The organism is Paenibacillus chungangensis (genome assembly GCF_042675905.1).
In the GTDB taxonomy this organism is placed as follows: domain Bacteria; phylum Bacillota; class Bacilli; order Paenibacillales; family Paenibacillaceae; genus Pristimantibacillus; species Pristimantibacillus chungangensis.
Map to the genome: position 1 here is coordinate 14,186 of NZ_JBHTJZ010000023.1, position 17,390 is coordinate 31,575.

At 52.8% G+C, this 17,390-nt stretch carries 13 protein-coding genes; 10 read left to right on the forward strand and 3 right to left on the reverse strand.

Translation table 11 applies throughout. From position 1 onward, the window contains the following. The first annotated feature begins 19 nt into the window (after window positions 1–19). From ACFQ2I_RS14670 to ppdK, 9 genes are all read left to right on the forward strand, one after another. Window positions 20–922, forward strand: coding sequence for a carbohydrate ABC transporter permease (locus tag ACFQ2I_RS14670; protein ID WP_377565237.1), 903 nt, complete (start codon window positions 20–22; stop codon window positions 920–922). Window positions 923–945: 23 nt separating this feature from the next. Continuing rightward, window positions 946–2,433 carry a hypothetical protein gene (locus tag ACFQ2I_RS14675; RefSeq protein WP_377565238.1) on the forward strand — a complete coding sequence of 496 codons (1,488 nt, stop codon included), beginning with the start codon at window positions 946–948 and terminating at the stop codon, window positions 2,431–2,433. 75 nt (window positions 2,434–2,508) lie between these two features. Next, a complete protein-coding gene (locus ACFQ2I_RS14680) occupies window positions 2,509–4,884 on the forward strand; it encodes a helix-turn-helix domain-containing protein (RefSeq protein ID WP_377565239.1) in 2,376 nt (791 codons plus the stop codon). Beyond that, on the forward strand, window positions 4,881–5,768 hold the full coding sequence (locus tag ACFQ2I_RS14685) for an acetamidase/formamidase family protein (RefSeq protein WP_377565241.1): 888 nt from the start codon (window positions 4,881–4,883) through the stop codon (window positions 5,766–5,768). Before ACFQ2I_RS14680 ends, ACFQ2I_RS14685 begins: the two co-directional genes overlap by 4 nt. A 22-nt stretch (window positions 5,769–5,790) precedes the next feature. Beyond that, on the forward strand, window positions 5,791–6,543 hold the full coding sequence (locus ACFQ2I_RS14690) for an HpcH/HpaI aldolase family protein (protein WP_377565243.1): 753 nt from the start codon (window positions 5,791–5,793) through the stop codon (window positions 6,541–6,543). Continuing rightward, the gene (locus tag ACFQ2I_RS14695) at window positions 6,540–7,568 is read left to right on the forward strand and encodes a DUF4432 family protein (RefSeq protein ID WP_377565245.1); all 1,029 of its coding nucleotides are present in this window, start codon (window positions 6,540–6,542) and stop codon (window positions 7,566–7,568) included. Before ACFQ2I_RS14690 ends, ACFQ2I_RS14695 begins: the two co-directional genes overlap by 4 nt. Beyond that, window positions 7,553–8,674: a sialidase family protein gene (locus tag ACFQ2I_RS14700; protein WP_377565247.1), complete on the forward strand. Its 1,122-nt coding sequence runs from the start codon at window positions 7,553–7,555 to the stop codon at window positions 8,672–8,674. The genes ACFQ2I_RS14695 and ACFQ2I_RS14700 overlap by 16 nt, the downstream gene beginning before the upstream one ends. 5 nt (window positions 8,675–8,679) lie before the next feature. After that, a complete protein-coding gene (locus ACFQ2I_RS14705) occupies window positions 8,680–9,795 on the forward strand; it encodes an SGNH/GDSL hydrolase family protein (RefSeq protein ID WP_377565249.1) in 1,116 nt (371 codons plus the stop codon). 669 nt (window positions 9,796–10,464) lie between these two features. Further along, window positions 10,465–13,233: a pyruvate, phosphate dikinase gene (gene ppdK / locus ACFQ2I_RS14710; RefSeq protein WP_377565251.1), complete on the forward strand. Its 2,769-nt coding sequence runs from the start codon at window positions 10,465–10,467 to the stop codon at window positions 13,231–13,233. A 5-nt stretch (window positions 13,234–13,238) separates the two neighbouring features. On the opposite strand, the gene ACFQ2I_RS14715 is transcribed toward ppdK, so the two are convergent. Then, a complete protein-coding gene (locus tag ACFQ2I_RS14715; protein WP_377565253.1) occupies window positions 13,239–13,799 on the reverse strand; it encodes a hypothetical protein in 561 nt (186 codons plus the stop codon). A gap of 213 nt (window positions 13,800–14,012) precedes the next feature. After that, window positions 14,013–15,884 carry an LTA synthase family protein gene (locus ACFQ2I_RS14720; RefSeq protein ID WP_377565255.1) on the reverse strand — a complete coding sequence of 624 codons (1,872 nt, stop codon included), beginning with the start codon at window positions 15,882–15,884 and terminating at the stop codon, window positions 14,013–14,015. A gap of 255 nt (window positions 15,885–16,139) precedes the next feature. Here ACFQ2I_RS14720 and ACFQ2I_RS14725 point away from each other — a divergent pair, with 255 nt between their 5' ends. Further along, window positions 16,140–17,132, forward strand: a complete 993-nt coding sequence (locus ACFQ2I_RS14725) for a M15 family metallopeptidase (RefSeq protein WP_377565257.1) — start codon at window positions 16,140–16,142, stop codon at window positions 17,130–17,132. A 63-nt stretch (window positions 17,133–17,195) separates the two neighbouring features. Here the strand turns inward: ACFQ2I_RS14725 and ACFQ2I_RS14730 are convergent, their stop codons facing one another. Then, a complete protein-coding gene (locus ACFQ2I_RS14730) occupies window positions 17,196–17,351 on the reverse strand; it encodes a DUF1540 domain-containing protein (protein ID WP_377565259.1) in 156 nt (51 codons plus the stop codon). Window positions 17,352–17,390: the final 39 nt, after the last annotated feature.

The following is a 17,390-nucleotide window of genomic DNA, read 5'->3' on the forward strand; positions in this document are numbered from 1 at the left end:
GGGAAGGGAGGAAGTAAGGATGGCTGCGAATCGGAATAAGTTAACGAATGCCAATCCTGTTTTTACGACGGTGAACTACATCTTGCTGGGACTGCTAAGTTTCGCTTTCCTGCTTCCGTTCGTCATGATCGTATCCACTTCGCTTATGACGCAGGAAGATGTATTGAAGTACGGTACGTTCCGGTTATTCCCGAATACGGTTGACTTCTCCGCTTACCGCATGATACTGAGCGAAGGCTCCATGATCTATTCCGGTTATGGGGTAACGGCTATTCGGGTCATTCTGGGTACGTTTCTGAACCTGACATTTACGTCTGCGTTGGCTTACGGCCTATCCAAGAAGTACTTGGCGGGACGCAATGTATTCATCTGGTTCGTATTCATCACGATGGTGTTCAGCGGTGGCTTGATTCCTACTTACATGGTCGTGAAGTCACTAGGACTTACCAATACGATATGGGCGCTTATGATTCCGAATCTGATTAACGCTTTTAACTTCATCTTAATGAAGGTGTTCTTCTCGCAATTACCGGACAGCTTGGAAGAGTCGGCATGGATCGATGGAGCTAATCCACTGCAGACGCTGCTGCTCATCGTTGTTCCGTTATCGCTTCCTTCTCTGGCAACGATCGGCTTATTCTACGGAGTAGCGCATTGGAACGCGTGGTTCGATGCCGCTATCTTCATCAATGACTATGACAAGATGCCGCTTCAGATTATATTGCGGGACGCTATTATCCATATGTCGGGAGATCATGTCGGGCTAAGTATGACGGTCGTCGATACGACGATCAAGAAGCCACCAACGATCGCTTTCCGTTCCGCTATTATTGTCGTATCGACGCTGCCGATCCTGCTGGTGTACCCCTATATTCAGAAGTACTTCGTCAAAGGGGTCATGATCGGCTCGCTGAAGGGCTGACGAATCAGATGAGGAGGGACACTATGCGAAGGGCGAAGCGGAGAAGCTACTTATTCAATTGGGATGGCTCGGATTGTCTCGCGCTGATAAAGGAACGCCCGTCGGAGGATGATCTGCTGAGGCAAGTGTTCGAGCCGTTGGAGGACAGTGGAGTGGATACGCTTGTCTATATGCAAGGGGTGGGGAACTTCGCAGAATACCGGAGCAAGCTTCTGCCCCTGGCAGGAGAGGCTAGAGATTACCGCTTCAACAGTGTCAGCTCTTATAAGCGATATGCGAACGCCAAGCACTTTCTGGACAACGGCATGGACCCGCTTGCCATCGTCGTTCGCGGCGCTCGGGAGCGGAAGCTTGACGTCTTCTTCTCGTTCCGTTTGAACGATATTCACGACCATTGGCCTGACTGTGTAGACTTCTTGCCGAGGTTCAAGTTGGAGCACCCGGAGTGGCTTCATCCGAAGGAGTATTTTCCCGACTTTCATGGCCGTACGGAGATTACTACAGCACTGGACTATTCTGTGAAGGAAGTGCGCGACTTCCGTCTCCGTATTATTCGGGAGGTCCTGGAGAATTATGAATTTGACGGGCTGGAGCTGGATTTCATGCGAAGCCCCTTCTATTTCCATTGGGATAAAGGGCTTGGCAGCGCGTATATGCTGACGGACTTCGTGTCTGCCGTCCGGGATATGCTCGATGAGATCGGTGGACGACGGGGCGCTTATCTGGAGTTGGCCGTCCGGGTGTGCACGACGGTGACAGGCTCTGGCATGGCGGGATTCGACGTGGCCGCATGGGCGAAGCGGGGCTATATTGATCATGTCATTGCCGGGACCGGAGGCTTGAACATTGATACGAGAGGCTACATGGAGCTGCTGCAAGGAACTGGCGTCTCCTTCTATCCATGCTTATATGGCGATTATGAGCGAATCGCTTCGTCGGATGCGGTCATGCGCGGAACGGCGGAGCTGCTGCTGACAGATCGGCCCGATGGTATATATGCCTTTAATATTTATCCTTCAGGCCCGCATCGCAGAGAGCTTGTGCGGCAGATCGGCAATCTGAGCGCCCTACAAGGCTTGGACAAAACCTATATTGTGGATTTGGACTATGACTACATTCTAACCCGGGAGGAGTGGCGCTACAGCATACACCTGCCTATAACATTGGGAGAGACGGAGCGTGAATCGTTGACGATTCCGGTCAGAGCGGGCGAAGAGCTGGCCAGTAGGACGGTGCCGGAGCATGCTGCCATACGGCTGAAGGTGTGGATTAAGGATATGACGGCCGACGACGTCATCCGATTCCGATGGAATGGCGGCAGGCTGGAAGAGGCGGGTACGGAGCCTGTAGCGGAACAGTTCGCACAGCATTGGCTAACCTGGGAGCTTCGGCCGTCTATGATCCGATACGTCAATGAACTATCGATACAGCTTGTGGAGCGCAACAAGCATCTGAAGAGCTATGCGCCCGCTATCGTGCAGCGAGTCAATCTGGAGCTGGCCTATCATTGACACATTTTGAATGAAAGCGCTAACATATAATTGATTTCAAAATGTGTGTGTGCGGTAGCGAAGGGAGTGGCGAAGATGCTGAATAGAGTATGGCGGAAGAGTCGGCTCGTAAGAACGAGAAGAAGCTTTCGCCGCACGCTGACTTTTTATATTGCATTGGCCGCCGTATTGCCGGTGCTGGTGTTGGGCGCGCTGTCTTATTACAACGTTAAGAACGGCTTGGAGAAGGAGATGGACATCTGGAGCCGATATGTGCTGAACAACTCCAAGGAAGCGTTCGAGATGATCATGAACCAGATTTTTTATCAGGCCAGCTACTTGCCTACCAGCAGTACGACCAAGGATTATGAGAATGTATTTAATGCAATATCATACGAGAATAAGTCGGTTCATACGTTCGCTCATGATCTGAACGGGTTGAATGAGTACTTGTACTTCAAAAAGAATATGATCAAAATGATGTCCGCGCTTCATATGAACAACCGGTATATCGATGAGATTTATTATTATGACGAAGAAAAGGCAATGGTGCTCACTTCCGACGGGCTGCAGTATGAAATGGACAAATTCCACGACGTCGCCTGGCTGGATACGGTGAGGGAAGGAAGTGACATGTTCGTCCGCATGAATGTGCGCAAGCTGAACGGGAATGGCATTGAGAAAAATGTCGTCACACTGCTATATCGAACCTTCAATAAAAATAATGCTTTTATCGTCAACGTAAACATGAACGAACTGTATGCAGGTACAATTGAAAAAATGTCAGCAGGGCGTGACGATTATTATCTGTACACTGGCGACGGCGATATGTTCATTAGCAGCGAAGGCTCCTCGATCGACCGCTTGAAGACAATCCCGATGGACCTGATGGAGGGGGAGGAGAGCGGGTCAGTGCTGTACGACAAACATTATTTGCTCACGTGGGTACACTCCGACAAGCTGGGCTGGACATTCATCAATCATAAAAATCTGCAATCGTATTATGGCAACATGAAACGGACGACCAATATGATTCTGCTTGCCTGCGTGCTGATGTTGCTTGTCATCGCAGGGCTATCTCCTTATGTGTCCAGCAGGCTGTATTCGCCTGTTCTCCGGCTTATGCAGATGATCAAACAGAAGACGGATGCATCGGAAACACTCAAAGAGTTCGATGACTTCGGTTATTTGGAAGGCCGATTCGAAAGCATCTATAACGAAAAGTTCGATCTGCAAAAGAAATTCACTGAGCATCTGCCTATGCTGCAAACGATGTTCAAATATGAGTTGATCAAATACGGCTCCTTTAGCAGGAAGGAGCTGCTTGCCAAGCAGGAGGAGCTTGCGCTGCACATTCCGCAAGGGAATCTGGTGCTTGCCGCCATCCATATCGAATCCTCAGACAGGGAGCGTTCCGAGCACTTTAGAGGAAAGCAAGTACAAAGTTTGTACGTGCAGCAGTGGATGAAGGAGACGCTAAGCGACTATCTCGGCTTCAGTGCGGAGATCAATGACTGTCTATGTCTGGTCGTCCATATTGCTGAAGATAAGCGAGACAGTTTGTACAGGAAGCTGCAGCAGGCGAGGGAGGAAATCGGGCGCAGCAGCAACTTGGACTTGACTATCGGCATTGGCGCTTATTGCAAGGATATTATGGAGCTTAATCGGGCTTATCATGAGGCCGAGGAAGCGCTTAAGCGCAGATTGGCATACGGGAACAAGCAGATTATCCTCTACGAGGAGCTGTGCACGGCAGGTGGCAACAGCTACCATTACCCCGTCGAGAAGGAGAAAGCGCTCAATCATCTCATTGCTTCCGGGAATGGCGAAGCGGCCTTAGCTCTATTGGCGACGATTGTGGAGGAATTGACGAACCCGCGGCATGAGCTCAGCCATTCCAAGCTGCAGCATGCTGTACAGATGCTGCTGAGCAGCATACTCAGGACTGCAGAGACGCTGGAGCTGGATACGGATGCGCTTCTGGAAGCCGATGCCGACTTGTACGACAAGCTGCTGCACAAAACGAACAGGGATGATTTGCTCGCCACGTTGTCCGCATTGGTTGAAAAAATTATCCTCTGTTATGCGGAGGGAGCAGACGAGAATGTGAATAAAGATGTGCAAAAAATTGTGGCTTTCATTGACGAGCATTACAATCGGGACTTGTCGCTTGTCGATGTGGCGGATTATGCGGGATTCAATCCTTCCCATGTCAGTCGCTTGCTGAAGAACGGCATTGGACGAAGCTACACGGATTATGTCACGGAGAAAAGGATTGCTCATGCGGAGCGGTTATTGGTGTCGACAAGCAAGAAGCTGGATGTCATTAGCGCAGAGGTCGGATATAACAATACCTACTACTTTATTAAAGTGTTCCGAAAGCATTATGGAACAACGCCCAGCAAGTATCGTCAAGCGCAGAAGGAAAGCAGGAATAAGGAGATGGATAAGAAGAAGGGAGGGCAAGGATGAGACGTATTGACCGTTCCGTTTTGTATATGAATAACGACAGGTATAACCGGCCCAGCGCGACCGTTGCTTCCGGTGAAACGTTCGTCGTAGTAACCGAGCTGGCCACCGGCGATTGGCTGCATAGTATGGAGGATGTATGGAGCCCGGACAAGACGAAAGGGGCGAACCCGTGCGTATGCATTGCGGTCGAGGGGGCGATGCCGGGTGATGCCCTGGCTGTGACCATAGAGCAAATAGTGCCGAGTACGCTGGGATATATGGCGATTGAAACCGATGAAAGCATCTTTCCTGCGATCTCAAAGCCGATCTTCGGAGACATATTCGCCCATACCGTCAGCATCCGTGAAGGGGCTATTCAGCTCTTGCCGGGAATAGACGTACCAGTACAACCTATGATTGGAACGCTAGGCACTACATTGGGCGACAAGATCGAGACGCATATTGCAGGAGGATTCTACGGGGGCAATATGGATATTCAGGAGGTTGCTCCAGGCGCTACGGTCTATCTGCCTGTACTGGTGGAAGGGGCGATGCTTAATGTGGGCGACGTGCATGCCCGCCAGTCTGACGGAGAGGCCTCCGCAGTCGAAGTGCGAAGCGAGGTCACAATGACGGTGAGGGTGGAGAAGCGGAGTAAGCCGCTCGCAGGCCCACGTATAGTGAATGACGACTATATAATGACTGCGGCCTGTTCCAGATTAGAGAAGGAAGCGTACGAGATCGCATTCCGGGATATGTTGGAATGGCTTGTCGATGAACATGGATACAGCGAGCGCCATGCCTATATTTTGCTTGGCGCGACGGTAGAGGGGCGCTGTACGAGATATATAGCTCCCAGCTATACATTCGTGTGCAAGCTGAATAGAGGATATTTGAGCCGTTAGACATGTGAGAGGAGGTTATGGGGTGAGTGGGACAGTGATAAAGCTGAGGAATAGGGAGCTGTTGTTTGGAACGATGATTTCCTATATGACGTGGACAGGGCTTGTTCCATTGCTCAGGAAGCGCAGGCTTGATTTTGCCGTGTTCGAGATGGAGCACAATCATTACGACTGGTCCGAGCTGGAAGCGCTGCTGCGGACGGCGAATTTGACAGAGTTGACCGCGTTCGTTCGTGTGCCCGATATCGGCTATGCGCATTTGTCGAAAGCGCTGGATCTTGGCGCAGACGGCGTACTTATTCCTAGAATTGAGAGTCTGGAGCAGCTGAGAGAGGTGATCGATATCGTAAGGCTGCCGCCCCGAGGCAGGAAGGGAGTAGGCGGCTATGATTTTGCGGTGGACGACTTGACCGACAAGCTGTCCCTCTATAACGACGAGAAGCTCATTCTCATTCAGGTGGAGTCCATGGCGGCCGTACAGACTCTGGATACCATGCTGGCAACCGGGGAGGTGGCAGGCGTTATTGTCGGTCCTTACGATTTATCGGTATCGATGGGCATTCCGGGCGACTTCCGCCATCCCCGATTCATGGAAGCGGTGCATGAAGTCATTCGGCTATGCGATTCGCATCAACTGTCCTGCGGCATGTTCATGGGAAGCGAGCAGGATATCCGTTATTGGCATGAGCAAGGCATGAATATTGTCTGGTCCGGTTCGGACTTGGGTATGCTCTTGGACGGATACCATCGGTTATGCGATGTGGTTGAATCGCTATGAGCGGCGGAAGCGAGGGGAGAGAGACGGGCTGCCGCATAGAGGAAGTGTTAGTAAACGACGTGCCCATGCTGCGTCTGGAGAACGATTCGATTCGGATAACGGTATGCGTCTTGCACGGCGCTCATATTATCGAGCTGCTGGATAAACGAACAGGAATCGACTTGCTGTATAAAGATCCTCGAGGACCGTTGCGATATGATGTCGGAGGGTGGTACGAGTTGTTCCCAAATGCGGGCAAGGCGTGCGGCTATAATGGCAGGACGATACCAAAGCATGGCGATATCCAGCACCGGCGATGGGATTATAAGATTGTGGAACATACGTCGAGCCGAATCAAAGTTAGCATGTGGACGGAGAGCGGGGTGCTGCCGTTCCGGCTGGAGAGAACGATTGGCATGACAAGTCACAGCGGCAGCCTGTATTTGCATGAGTGTGTGACGAATATCGGACAAGAGCGTCTGCCGTACCTTTGGGGGCATCATGTGACCTTCGGCGGAGCTTTCCTGGACGGGCGCTGCACCATTCAACTCCCCGCATGCCGAGTGTTCAAGAGGGAGGAGTACGATTCGTCTACCAGCAGATTGCATCCGTCTGCAGCGGGCACGCTAGCGGCTATGCCGGGAAGAACGGAAGGAACGGTTGATTTAACGGCTTTCCCGACCGGGCCATGCAGCGAGATGGTGTTTGCCGACGGCATGAAGGAGCATTGGTGCAGCGTCTATAACGAACGTCTGGAGACCGGTATTGGCTTAAGCTGGGACGGCGAGGCTTTCCCGTATGTATGGCTTTGGATGGAGAGTCGTGGGGAACAGGCTGCGCCTTACAACGGACGGGTAAGAGGCATGGCGCTGGAGCCTCAATCTTCCGCTGTGCCGGTGCTTGAACGGGCGATAGCCGACGATGCGGCTATGTGGCTGGAGGCGGGGGCCTCCAAGAAAGCCTGGCTGACTGCAGTCGTTCATCGGTATGACGGAATGGTGGACAGAGTCACTAAGGAAGGAGAAGTATTATGGAAGCCATCATAGAAGTAACCGGAAGCGGATTGATATATAGTAATCCGAAGCCGCATGTGTACAGCAGACACGCTTACTTTCCTTCTGTTATCCAATTAAAGGGGAGAGAGTTGTTAGCGTCTTTCAGCATCGGCCAGGCTTTCGAATCTGCGGACTTGCGCACGAACATTGCCCGTTCTGTTGACGGGGGGAAGAGCTGGACGTTGGAAGGTCCCATATGCTCGGAGACAATAGACGAAGATGCCTCGTATGTCAGCCGCTTGTCACACGGCGCGGACGGGGAAGTGGTAGCCTTCACGATCCGGCATAACCGGTCGCGCAGGGATGAAGGATTGGTGAATCCCGCCAATCTGGGCTTTGTGGAGGTGGAGTTGCAGTTATGGCGATCACGGGATGGAGGGCGTACATGGGACGGGCCGGAAGTTATTGATCCCCCGCTTGTCGGACCGAGCTTCGAGATGACGTCGCCTATCCTTCCCTTGCAGAGTGGCGGATGGCTGCTGCCGACCTCGACCTGGAGGGGATGGGACGGCAGCTGCCCTAACGGCATGAAGGCGGTGGCCTTCTGCTCTTTCGACAATGGCGTTACCTGGCCGGTTTATAGCGATGTCATGAAGGACCCGCTTGGGGATAAAATTTATTGGGAGTCCAAAATCGAGCAAATGGGCGACGGACGTCTTGTAGCCGCGGCTTGGGTGTATGACGAGAAGCATGGGTGCGATCTGCCGATTCATTACGCGGTGGGGCATCTGAGCGAAGAAGGTCCGGTTTTTGGGGCTGCCCGCTCGACGGGGATGCAGGGACAGACCGTCTGTCTGCTGGCTATGGATGAGGAACAGTTGCTTATCGTATACCGTCGTACGGATCAGCCCGGCTTGTGGGCCGCACTGATTCATTTGGAAGGTGAGGCATGGGAAGTGCAAGCGGAAGCGCCGTTGTGGGGACGGCCGGGCAGACTGACGGGCGACAGCGAGGATATGGCGCATAATTTTGCGATATTGAAGTTCGGTGCGCCTTCCATCTGCCGTCTTCATGATGGCGAGCTGCTGGTGTCATTCTGGGCCAGTGAGGATGGCTTGAGCAGTATACGCTGGGTGAGGCTTCGGATAAGGGGGTGAGCAGCATGTTGAATTGGATAGCTGTGTCTGGCGGCAGTGGTAGGATGCGCATACATGGATTGCCATGGCTGGAGGAGAATGGAGGGCGACTAGCCAGATTGCCGGAGAGAGCCGAGGCCGCTGGGCGTCTGCCTAACAAGGTGCTTGCTCTGGGACGGATGCCAAGCGGTGTCCGTTTAAGATTCGCCAGCACGACTACGACGTTGCGCATTCGAGCGAGGTATCTTCAACTGCCGTCTATGCTCGATATGTCCACGATCGGCCATAGCGGAATTGATTTGTACGTTGACGGACCCGAGGAGAAGTATTGGGGGACTTCAGCGGCGGCAGCGGAAGTTGACAGTGGCTACGAGCATTGCTTTTTCGAAGGAATTGCCGCTGCAAGAAGGTCTTTTACGCTCTACCTGCCAACGTATAACGAGGTTGTGGAATTGGATATTGGCATCGATACGGATGCGGAACTGTTCGAGCCTGTCCCGTATGCCGTAGAGCAGCCCGTCGTCTTCTATGGCAGCTCCATTACACAAGGCGCTTGCGCAAGCCGTCCGGGCAACAACTATGCGGCTATCTTGTCGCGCGAGCTGCGCTGTGACATCGTGAACATGGGCTTTGACGGGAGCGGGAGGGGAGAGTCCGCCATGAGCGAGCTGCTGGCCGACATCGATGCGTCATGCTATGTGCTTGATTTTCACGTCAACTTATCAACTGCAGATGAGCTGGAATCTGTATATGAGCCATTCTACCGCATACTCCGCACGAAGCGTCCAGGCACTCCGATTGTAATGGCGACTCCCTATGTGCAGTCTTGTGAGCGCTTCAACCTCGAGGCCGCTCGTCGTCTGAACGGGATGCGGGAGGTGATTGAAGGAACGTACAAGAGGGCTCGATTGCAGGGCGATAAGGCGGTATTTCTCGTTGACGGGAGAGAATTGATTAATGAAGAAGCAGCCGCTGATGCCTATGTTGACGGACTTCATCCCAATGATATCGGATTTCGCCGAATAGCGGACGGAATGAAGGGAATTCTAAGTGAAGTGGCAGTTCATCGGAGTAGAGGATGTGCGCATAATAGGATTGGCGATGTGGATAAGGAACGGAAGGTTGAAAAGAAGGTGGAATAGAGCACAGTCTGTTGAGCTATCTCAGGACGCCTCCAGGTGTCCTTTTTTCGTTGTTTAGGGAATGATGCGCTAGTCCAAACTGGGGCCGACTTGTCACCGGTATGGTGCAGGGCGCACTTGCCGCTCCTGTAATACGAGGGACGGTTGCCACAGAGCTTAATTGACTCGAAATAGGCGGATATGCGGGCTAACAGTTGCCGGAGCGCTTATGTGACTCGAAAAGTGCGATATCCGATGTCACCGCGAGAAATAGGCTTCATAGCGCCCGTTACAGAAGAAAAAGTGGAATTTGAGACGAATAAGCGCGAGGGCAACCGTAAGAGTGTCGAACGGAGATGTGGAACGGTAGCGTTGAACAAAAGCATCGAACGGAGATGTGAAATGGTAGCGTCGCACAAAAGCATCGACCGGAGGCGTTGAACGGTAGCGTCATATGGAACGTCCGAAGTACGAGCGGGGAAGCTTGTGACTCAACATATCTGAAAAATATATTGCATCATATATGTGTATGTGATATTAATATAGTACACTATATATCTATATAACGTCATATATAAGGGAGTTGATGGGTGATTTCATTTTATGTGACGTTATAATATTCGACATACTGGGATGTTTAGTTCAACAATTGTCGTATGAAACATCATAAAGGGATGGAGAGGGTAAACGATGAATCAGGGCGTACAAGGGCAAGCCGGTCTGGAACTGTCGTCCGGCGAGCAAGCGGCTATCGTTGCAGGGAGAATGGTGTTGCATTTCCAAGAGGGCCATGCCGGCATGCGCGAGCTGCTGGGGGGCAAAGGCGCCAATCTGGCGGAGATGACTACAGCGGGACTGCCCGTTCCCCCGGGCTTCACAGTGACCACCGAGGCTTGCCGGGAGTTCTTCCAGACGGGGGGGAAACTGTCGGATGAGCGGTTCGGGGAGATCGGCGATGCGATGAAGGCATTGGAAGTGAAGAAGGGACAACGCTTCGGCGATCCGCACAACCCTCTGCTGGTCTCTGTACGCTCAGGCTCCGTCAACTCTATGCCGGGTATGATGGATACGATATTGAACCTGGGCTTGAACGATGAGACGGTGCAAGGGCTTGGCCGTCTTACGGGACAAGAGGCATTCGCTTACGATTGCTACCGCCGGCTGATTGCGATGTTCGGCAATGTGGTGTTCGGAATTGAAGGTCTCTGGTTCGAGCGCAAGCTGCACAAGCTGAAGGAAGATTCTGGCATTGAAGAAGATCGCGATGTATCGGCGGAGCAGTGGAAGCTATTAATCGGGCAGTTCAAGCAAATTGTCGTGGAACGGGCCGGAAAGCCGTTCCCGCAGCAAGTAGAAGAGCAGCTGCGGCTAGCGGTGGAAGCGGTGTTCGCTTCTTGGAACAATCAGCGTGCTCAAATCTACCGGCGTATCCATCGCATCCCTGACGAGCAAGGCACTGCGGTCAATATCCAGTCCATGGTGTTCGGCAACTTGGGCAGTGATTGCGGAACAGGCGTTATATTCACCCGCAATCCTTCTACAGGAGAGAAGCAACTGTTCGGCGAGTACCTGCATAATGCGCAAGGGGAAGACGTTGTAGCAGGCGTTCGCACGCCATTGCCAATCTGCGAGCTGGAGAAGGATATGCCAGATGTATTCACTCAACTGAGCGCTACGGCGGACAGATTAGAGCGCCATTACAGAGATATGCAGGACATTGAGTTTACGGTGGAAAGAAGCAAGCTGTATATTCTGCAGACAAGAGGCGGCAAGCGGACAGCGCAGGCGGCAGTGAAGATCGCGGTGGACATGGCATCGGAAGCCGTCATTACACGAGAGGATGCGGTGCTGCGCATAGAGGCGGAGCATCTGGATCAGCTGTTGCATCGCGCGATAGATCCGGAAGCTGCGCTGGATGTAATAGCAACAGGTCTGCCGGCTTCGCCTGGAGCGGCGACGGGGCAAGCAGTCTTCCATGCCGATGCTGCAGATGAGGCGGCCCGCAACGGCAAGAGGGTCATTCTTGTCCGGCAGGAGACGACGCCGGAGGACATTCACGGCGTGCTGGCAGCCGAAGGGGTTCTGACCAGCAGGGGAGGCATGACCAGTCACGCAGCCGTCGTCGCTCGCGGCATGGGCAAGCCGTGCGTGTGCGGATGCGAATCCATTCGTATCGGCGATGGACAGTTCGCGGCCGGGGAGCAAGTCGTGAAGGAAGGGGACTGGATCTCGATCGACGGGGCGACGGGAAGAGTCATCCGGGGGCATGTCGCGCTGAAGGAGCCGGAGATATCCGCCGAACTGACGCAGCTGTTGGTATGGGCTGACGAAGTACGCGATCTGCGTATCTATACCAATGCGGATACGCCTCACGATGCGGCCAAAGCAAGGGAACTCGGCGCAGAAGGCATCGGACTGTGCCGTACAGAGCATATGTTCTTCGCTCCTGAGCGTCTGCCTGTCGTGCAGAGCATGATACTGGCCGAGGGAATGACGGAGCGCAAGGAAGCGCTGGATCAGCTGCTGCCGATGCAGCAGAGCGACTTCGAAGGGCTGTTCCGGGCAATGGATGATCTGCCGGTCACGATCCGCTTGCTTGATCCGCCGCTGCATGAATTTCTTCCGGAGCTGGGCGAGCTATTGAAGCAGCAGAGCGCCCAGCGGCAAGAGACGGAGCGACTGGAGCAAGCGGAGAAGCAGGATCCGCGTCTGGCGGAAGTGAAGCGGCAGCTGCTGGAGACGGAGCGGCTGATTCGCAAGGTCAGACTGCTTCATGAAGTCAACCCTATGCTGGGCCAGCGCGGCTGCCGATTGGGCATTCTGTTCCCGGAGATTTATGCCATGCAGGCGGAAGCGATCTTCCTGGCGGTGAAGAGCTGCCAGCAGGAGGGAGTCAGGGTGAAGGCGGAAATTATGATTCCGCTAGTCGGGCATGTGAACGAGCTGAAGCGGCTGCGGAAGCTGGTAGAAGAGACAGCGACAGCTGTGCTGGGCGATGAGCTGGCAGCGGTCGATTATCGCATCGGCACGATGATTGAAGTGCCGCGTGCGGCGATTACTGCGGATCAGATAGCGGAGCATGCGGAGTTTTTCTCCTTCGGCACGAACGATCTGACCCAGATGACCTATGGGTACAGCCGAGACGATGCGGAAGGGAAGTTCTTGACCGCTTATGTGGAGCAGAAGCTGCTGCCGGCCAATCCATTCCAGGAGCTGGACCGGGAAGGGGTCGGAGAGCTGATTCAGTGGGCTGTACAGCGCGGACGCGGCGTGAAGCCACAGCTGAAGACGGGGGTGTGCGGCGAGCATGGCGGGGATAAGGCGTCCATCTTCTTCTGCCATGAGCTGGGGCTTGATTATGTGAGCTGCTCGCCATATCGTGTGCCTCTGGCGAGGATTGCCGCCGCGCAAGCGGCTATAACGGCCCGGCAAGCGAAGGCTGAAGGTGCTGTAGGCTGAGGGAGCTATCGGCCCTCGGAGGAGATGATTTCTTCCGGCCACCTTGCTGAATGGTCTATCTGCTCGCAAGCGCCGTTCAGCGGACTGAAGCGGTATGCGACCTGCTTGCCGTCAACGAGCAGGTAGATGTAATAGGAATGGCTTGTCGTCTTCATAGACGTGTCGCTCCCGATAGCGAGCATGTCGCTTCTGTAACGGGGCAGCTGCAGCTGCACGCGCTGCCCCGACAGAGCGGCGGAAGCTGCGACAGTATCCGCAGCCTGTTCATACGTGTATTTGGGCAGGTCGTTATAGTAATAAGCGGCAAGCGTGCCGAAGATGATGAGGGTAATCATATAGGTGAACAGCCATTTCCTGATCTTGGACGTCCGGAGGAACGTGCAGATCAGAATCAGACCAAGGACGCTCCAGACACAGCCCATCATATAGAAGCTGTCATTGTTCAATATCCCCATATACTTGCGGTCGGGCCATGCAAAAACAAGCCGTCCCCCAACAGCAATCAACAGCACGTATATTATAGTAAGCGCATACATTGTGCGATGCGACTTGCTTCTTTGTAGCATGTTAAGCTCTCCTTCATATAGGCCTTCGCAAACTTAAACACCGAAACGCGATGAAAAGTAGCAGCAGGAACGGAATATGGTTCCAGGAGACTAATGATTGTTCTGCAGCCGTGCAATTCGAATAAGTGCAGTTGTATGATGGTATGCAGGATCGCTCTGAAAGGTGCGGCAACAAACAAGCCCCTCGCTCCATAAGAAGCGGGGGGCTTAATGTTATTCGGTCTTCCAGTCCGGAAGCTGATTCACATAGCTGTCTGACAGCTTCAGCAGCTCAAGTGCACTCGTATACTCTTCTTCCGTCGTCTCCTGCTGTGAGTTGCCGTCCCCTGTAAGCGGGTAATGCTTGCCGTCGTCGAAGCCGCTGCCGGATAGGAACAGCTCTTGACTGCTCAGGAAGGAACCGGTCGGCAAATAATAGCGCTGAGGCAAGATGTTATACGCTGATTGATTGTACAGATCTTGCCCGAAGTGAATCTGATTATCGAGCGTCAAGCCCATCAGATTGGCGATCGTCGGCAGCAGATCCACTTGTCCGCCAAGCTGCTCGAATATTTGCGGCTCGGTCTGGCCGGGGTTAACGATGACAAGCGGAATGTTGATCATATCGTTGTAGGTATATTCCTTACCGCCATATATTTCTTGCATAAGTTCCTTGTCATCCCGGTCCAACGAATAGATGGGCAGTCCCAGATGATCGCCATACAGCAGGATTAAGCTGTTGTCCCATATGCCGCGCTGCTTCAAGTCTTCGATGAACGCTCCAAGCGCGTAATCGGCATAATGCTGGGCCATCAGATAATCTCCGACAAGCGTATCCTCATAGCGCTCTGGCAATGTCATCAGATGCTTGTCATCCGGAATGGTGTAAGGATGGTGTGCAGTCATGGAGAGGACATGCGCGTAGAACGGCTTGCCGCTCTCTCCCATCCGATCCAGCTCATCAATCGTTTTCTTATACAGCACTTCATCGGAAGCGCCGAAGAATACGGTATCTTCTTCGCCGAAGAACTCGGCGTCATAGTAACGGTCGAACCCAAGCGCTTTATACAGCTCCCCGCGATTCCAGAATTCGACCACATTGGTATGGAACGTCGTTGTATCGTAGCCTTTCTCCTTCAGCAGTTTCGGCAAGCTTGGCAGCTCTTTCCCGGCATACATTTGGGTAGCCGCGCCGCGCGGGGGGATGTAGAACGACGTATTGACGACGAATTCCGCATCGGACGTATTGCCCTGACCGACCTGCTGATAGAAGTGCTTGAAGTAGTGGTTCTCCTTGGCCAGCTTGGAGAAGTTCGGCATGATTTCCTGTCCGTCCACTTCAAGTCCTACGAGGAAGCTTTGCATGGACTCCATCTGGATAATAATGAGGTTTTTGCCCTCTGCGGTACCTTGCAATATCGGCGCCGTCGCCGATTCATTTATTTTTTTAATTTGTTGGATGCGTTCCTGTGTAATTTGATTGGAATCGATCTGTTCTGTGTTTTTGCTGGACAGTAGCGTATAGGCTTCATAGTTGAGAATGCCCATCTGTTCCGCTTTCACAATCTCGTTCATGCTGGCCCGATTGGGCAGCACGTTGAATAGGCACAGCATGAGAGATACCGAGAGCACTCCCAGAATGACGCCTCTATGCTCTTTTCTCATGCTTAGCATCTTCCACTCGTCTGTCTTCTTCCGCCGCATCATAAGAATGGCAATAATGACAATGTCGGTGAAGATGAACAGGAAGTACGGATCCATCAGCGAGAATACGCTGTTCTTCACCGCTGTCACCTGATTCACCTGTGCCAATGCGAAATAAGTGACGATGACGCCGTAATACTTGTAATACATGATGACAGCAAATAGAATAGTAGTCATGAGAAGATTGGCGATTAAATAATACAGGAGCTTACGTTTGCTGGCGAACCACTCGATCAGGCTATAGACGACCAGTGCGAATGGCAGCTCCTTGAGCAAGGTTGTCCAAGAGGGTCCCCCCTCGAAGATAACCATCCAGGCCAAGTAACTTTTGAGAAGCATGATGAACGAAAAGAACAAGATGGGCCTGGCGCTAAACAGCCGATTAGACTTGAATAATGACACGTTACCTCCTACCTTTCCATAATGAAACGTTTTCTCTCTGTTTGGCCATGCTTTCAGTATGATCTCGCTTTAACAATTTATAAATATTTACTGCAAAATTAATTATGCTACTTCTGGTGGGTAATTGTCAAAAGGCAAAAGACCCCGGTTTAGGATAGATGATATGTATTCAGGTATGATTTGGCCGTCCAATCGGATTCATACAACGTCAAGCTTCATCAATCTAGTTTTTTTGTCATAAAGGAGCTCATGGACATGAAAAAAGGGAAATTATTGCTGTTAACGCTGGCGATTGCGGCAGTGGCGGCCGGGAGCTATGCGCTATCGGAGCAAACTTGGAAGGAAGCGGGCTCCGGACAGGAAGAGGCGCCGCGTCTTGCGGAGGGATTGGACGAGTCTGTGAAGGGACAAAGCGGATTTATTGACGAAAGTAAGGGGACGAGCGCTGTTACACCCCCGAATCCAACTAGTTCCATAGACGCAGGTTCCGGTGGGAATGAGGGAAGTGGAATAACCGATGAGAATGAGGGGATAACGCAGCCGGATAGCGCGCCTGACGAAATAGCGCCGACAGAAGTGCCGTCTGGCCTTGGAGGCGAGGGGGCAGTGGATGCAAGCGGACAAGCCTACTCCAGAGGCGAGGATAATGATATCGCCGTGTTGGCCGAGCCGGACAGTGTTATAGCGCTTGTCAATCCGCATAATAAGCTGCCCGAGGATTACAATCCGGATGATCTCGTCTATCCTGAGGTGAAGTTCATCTTCTCGGAGAAGCTGGAGAAGCGGAAGCTTCGCAAGGAAGCGGCGAAGGCGCTGGAAGAGATGTTCGAGGCCGCCGAGAAGGACGGCATCTATCTGGCAGGAGTATCAGGATATCGCTCCCACGCTACACAGAAGGCGTTGTTCGATCGGTATGTGAAGCGTGACGGCTATGAGAAGGCGAGAACATATAGCGCGCTGCCTGGCACGAGCGAGCATGAGACGGGGCTTGCCATCGATGTGAGCGGGAGCGACGGCAAATGCGCCGCAGCAGACTGCTTCGGCGAGACGGAGGAATCGGATTGGCTACAAGAGCATTGTGCGGAATACGGCTTTATCGTCCGCTATCCGGAGGGCAAGGACGATATTACCGGTTACCAGTACGAGCCGTGGCATCTGCGCTATGTAGGCAAGGAGCTTGCTAAGAAGCTTACAGTTGAAGGTTCGACGTTGGAGGAGCATTATCATGCGATTCCTGTATCACAATGAAAGAAGCCTTCGGCTTGGGCGTAACATTGCGCCAAGCCGTTCCGCTTCCCATGAGCCCTGTCCTTAGATCTTCGGCTCGAAAGTCTTGCAGTCCGTTTCTTCCGAGTTTGCAGCGTTTTTCCCACGATTGCTTACGACATAGATCGATGTTGCGGCGCATTGATTGCCCGCAGCCCAGAATTTGCAAGAATTCACTTCACATAGTACATCCTTGGCCATTGAATCCACCTCCTTCTTTATAGGATGGTCCAGATCAGG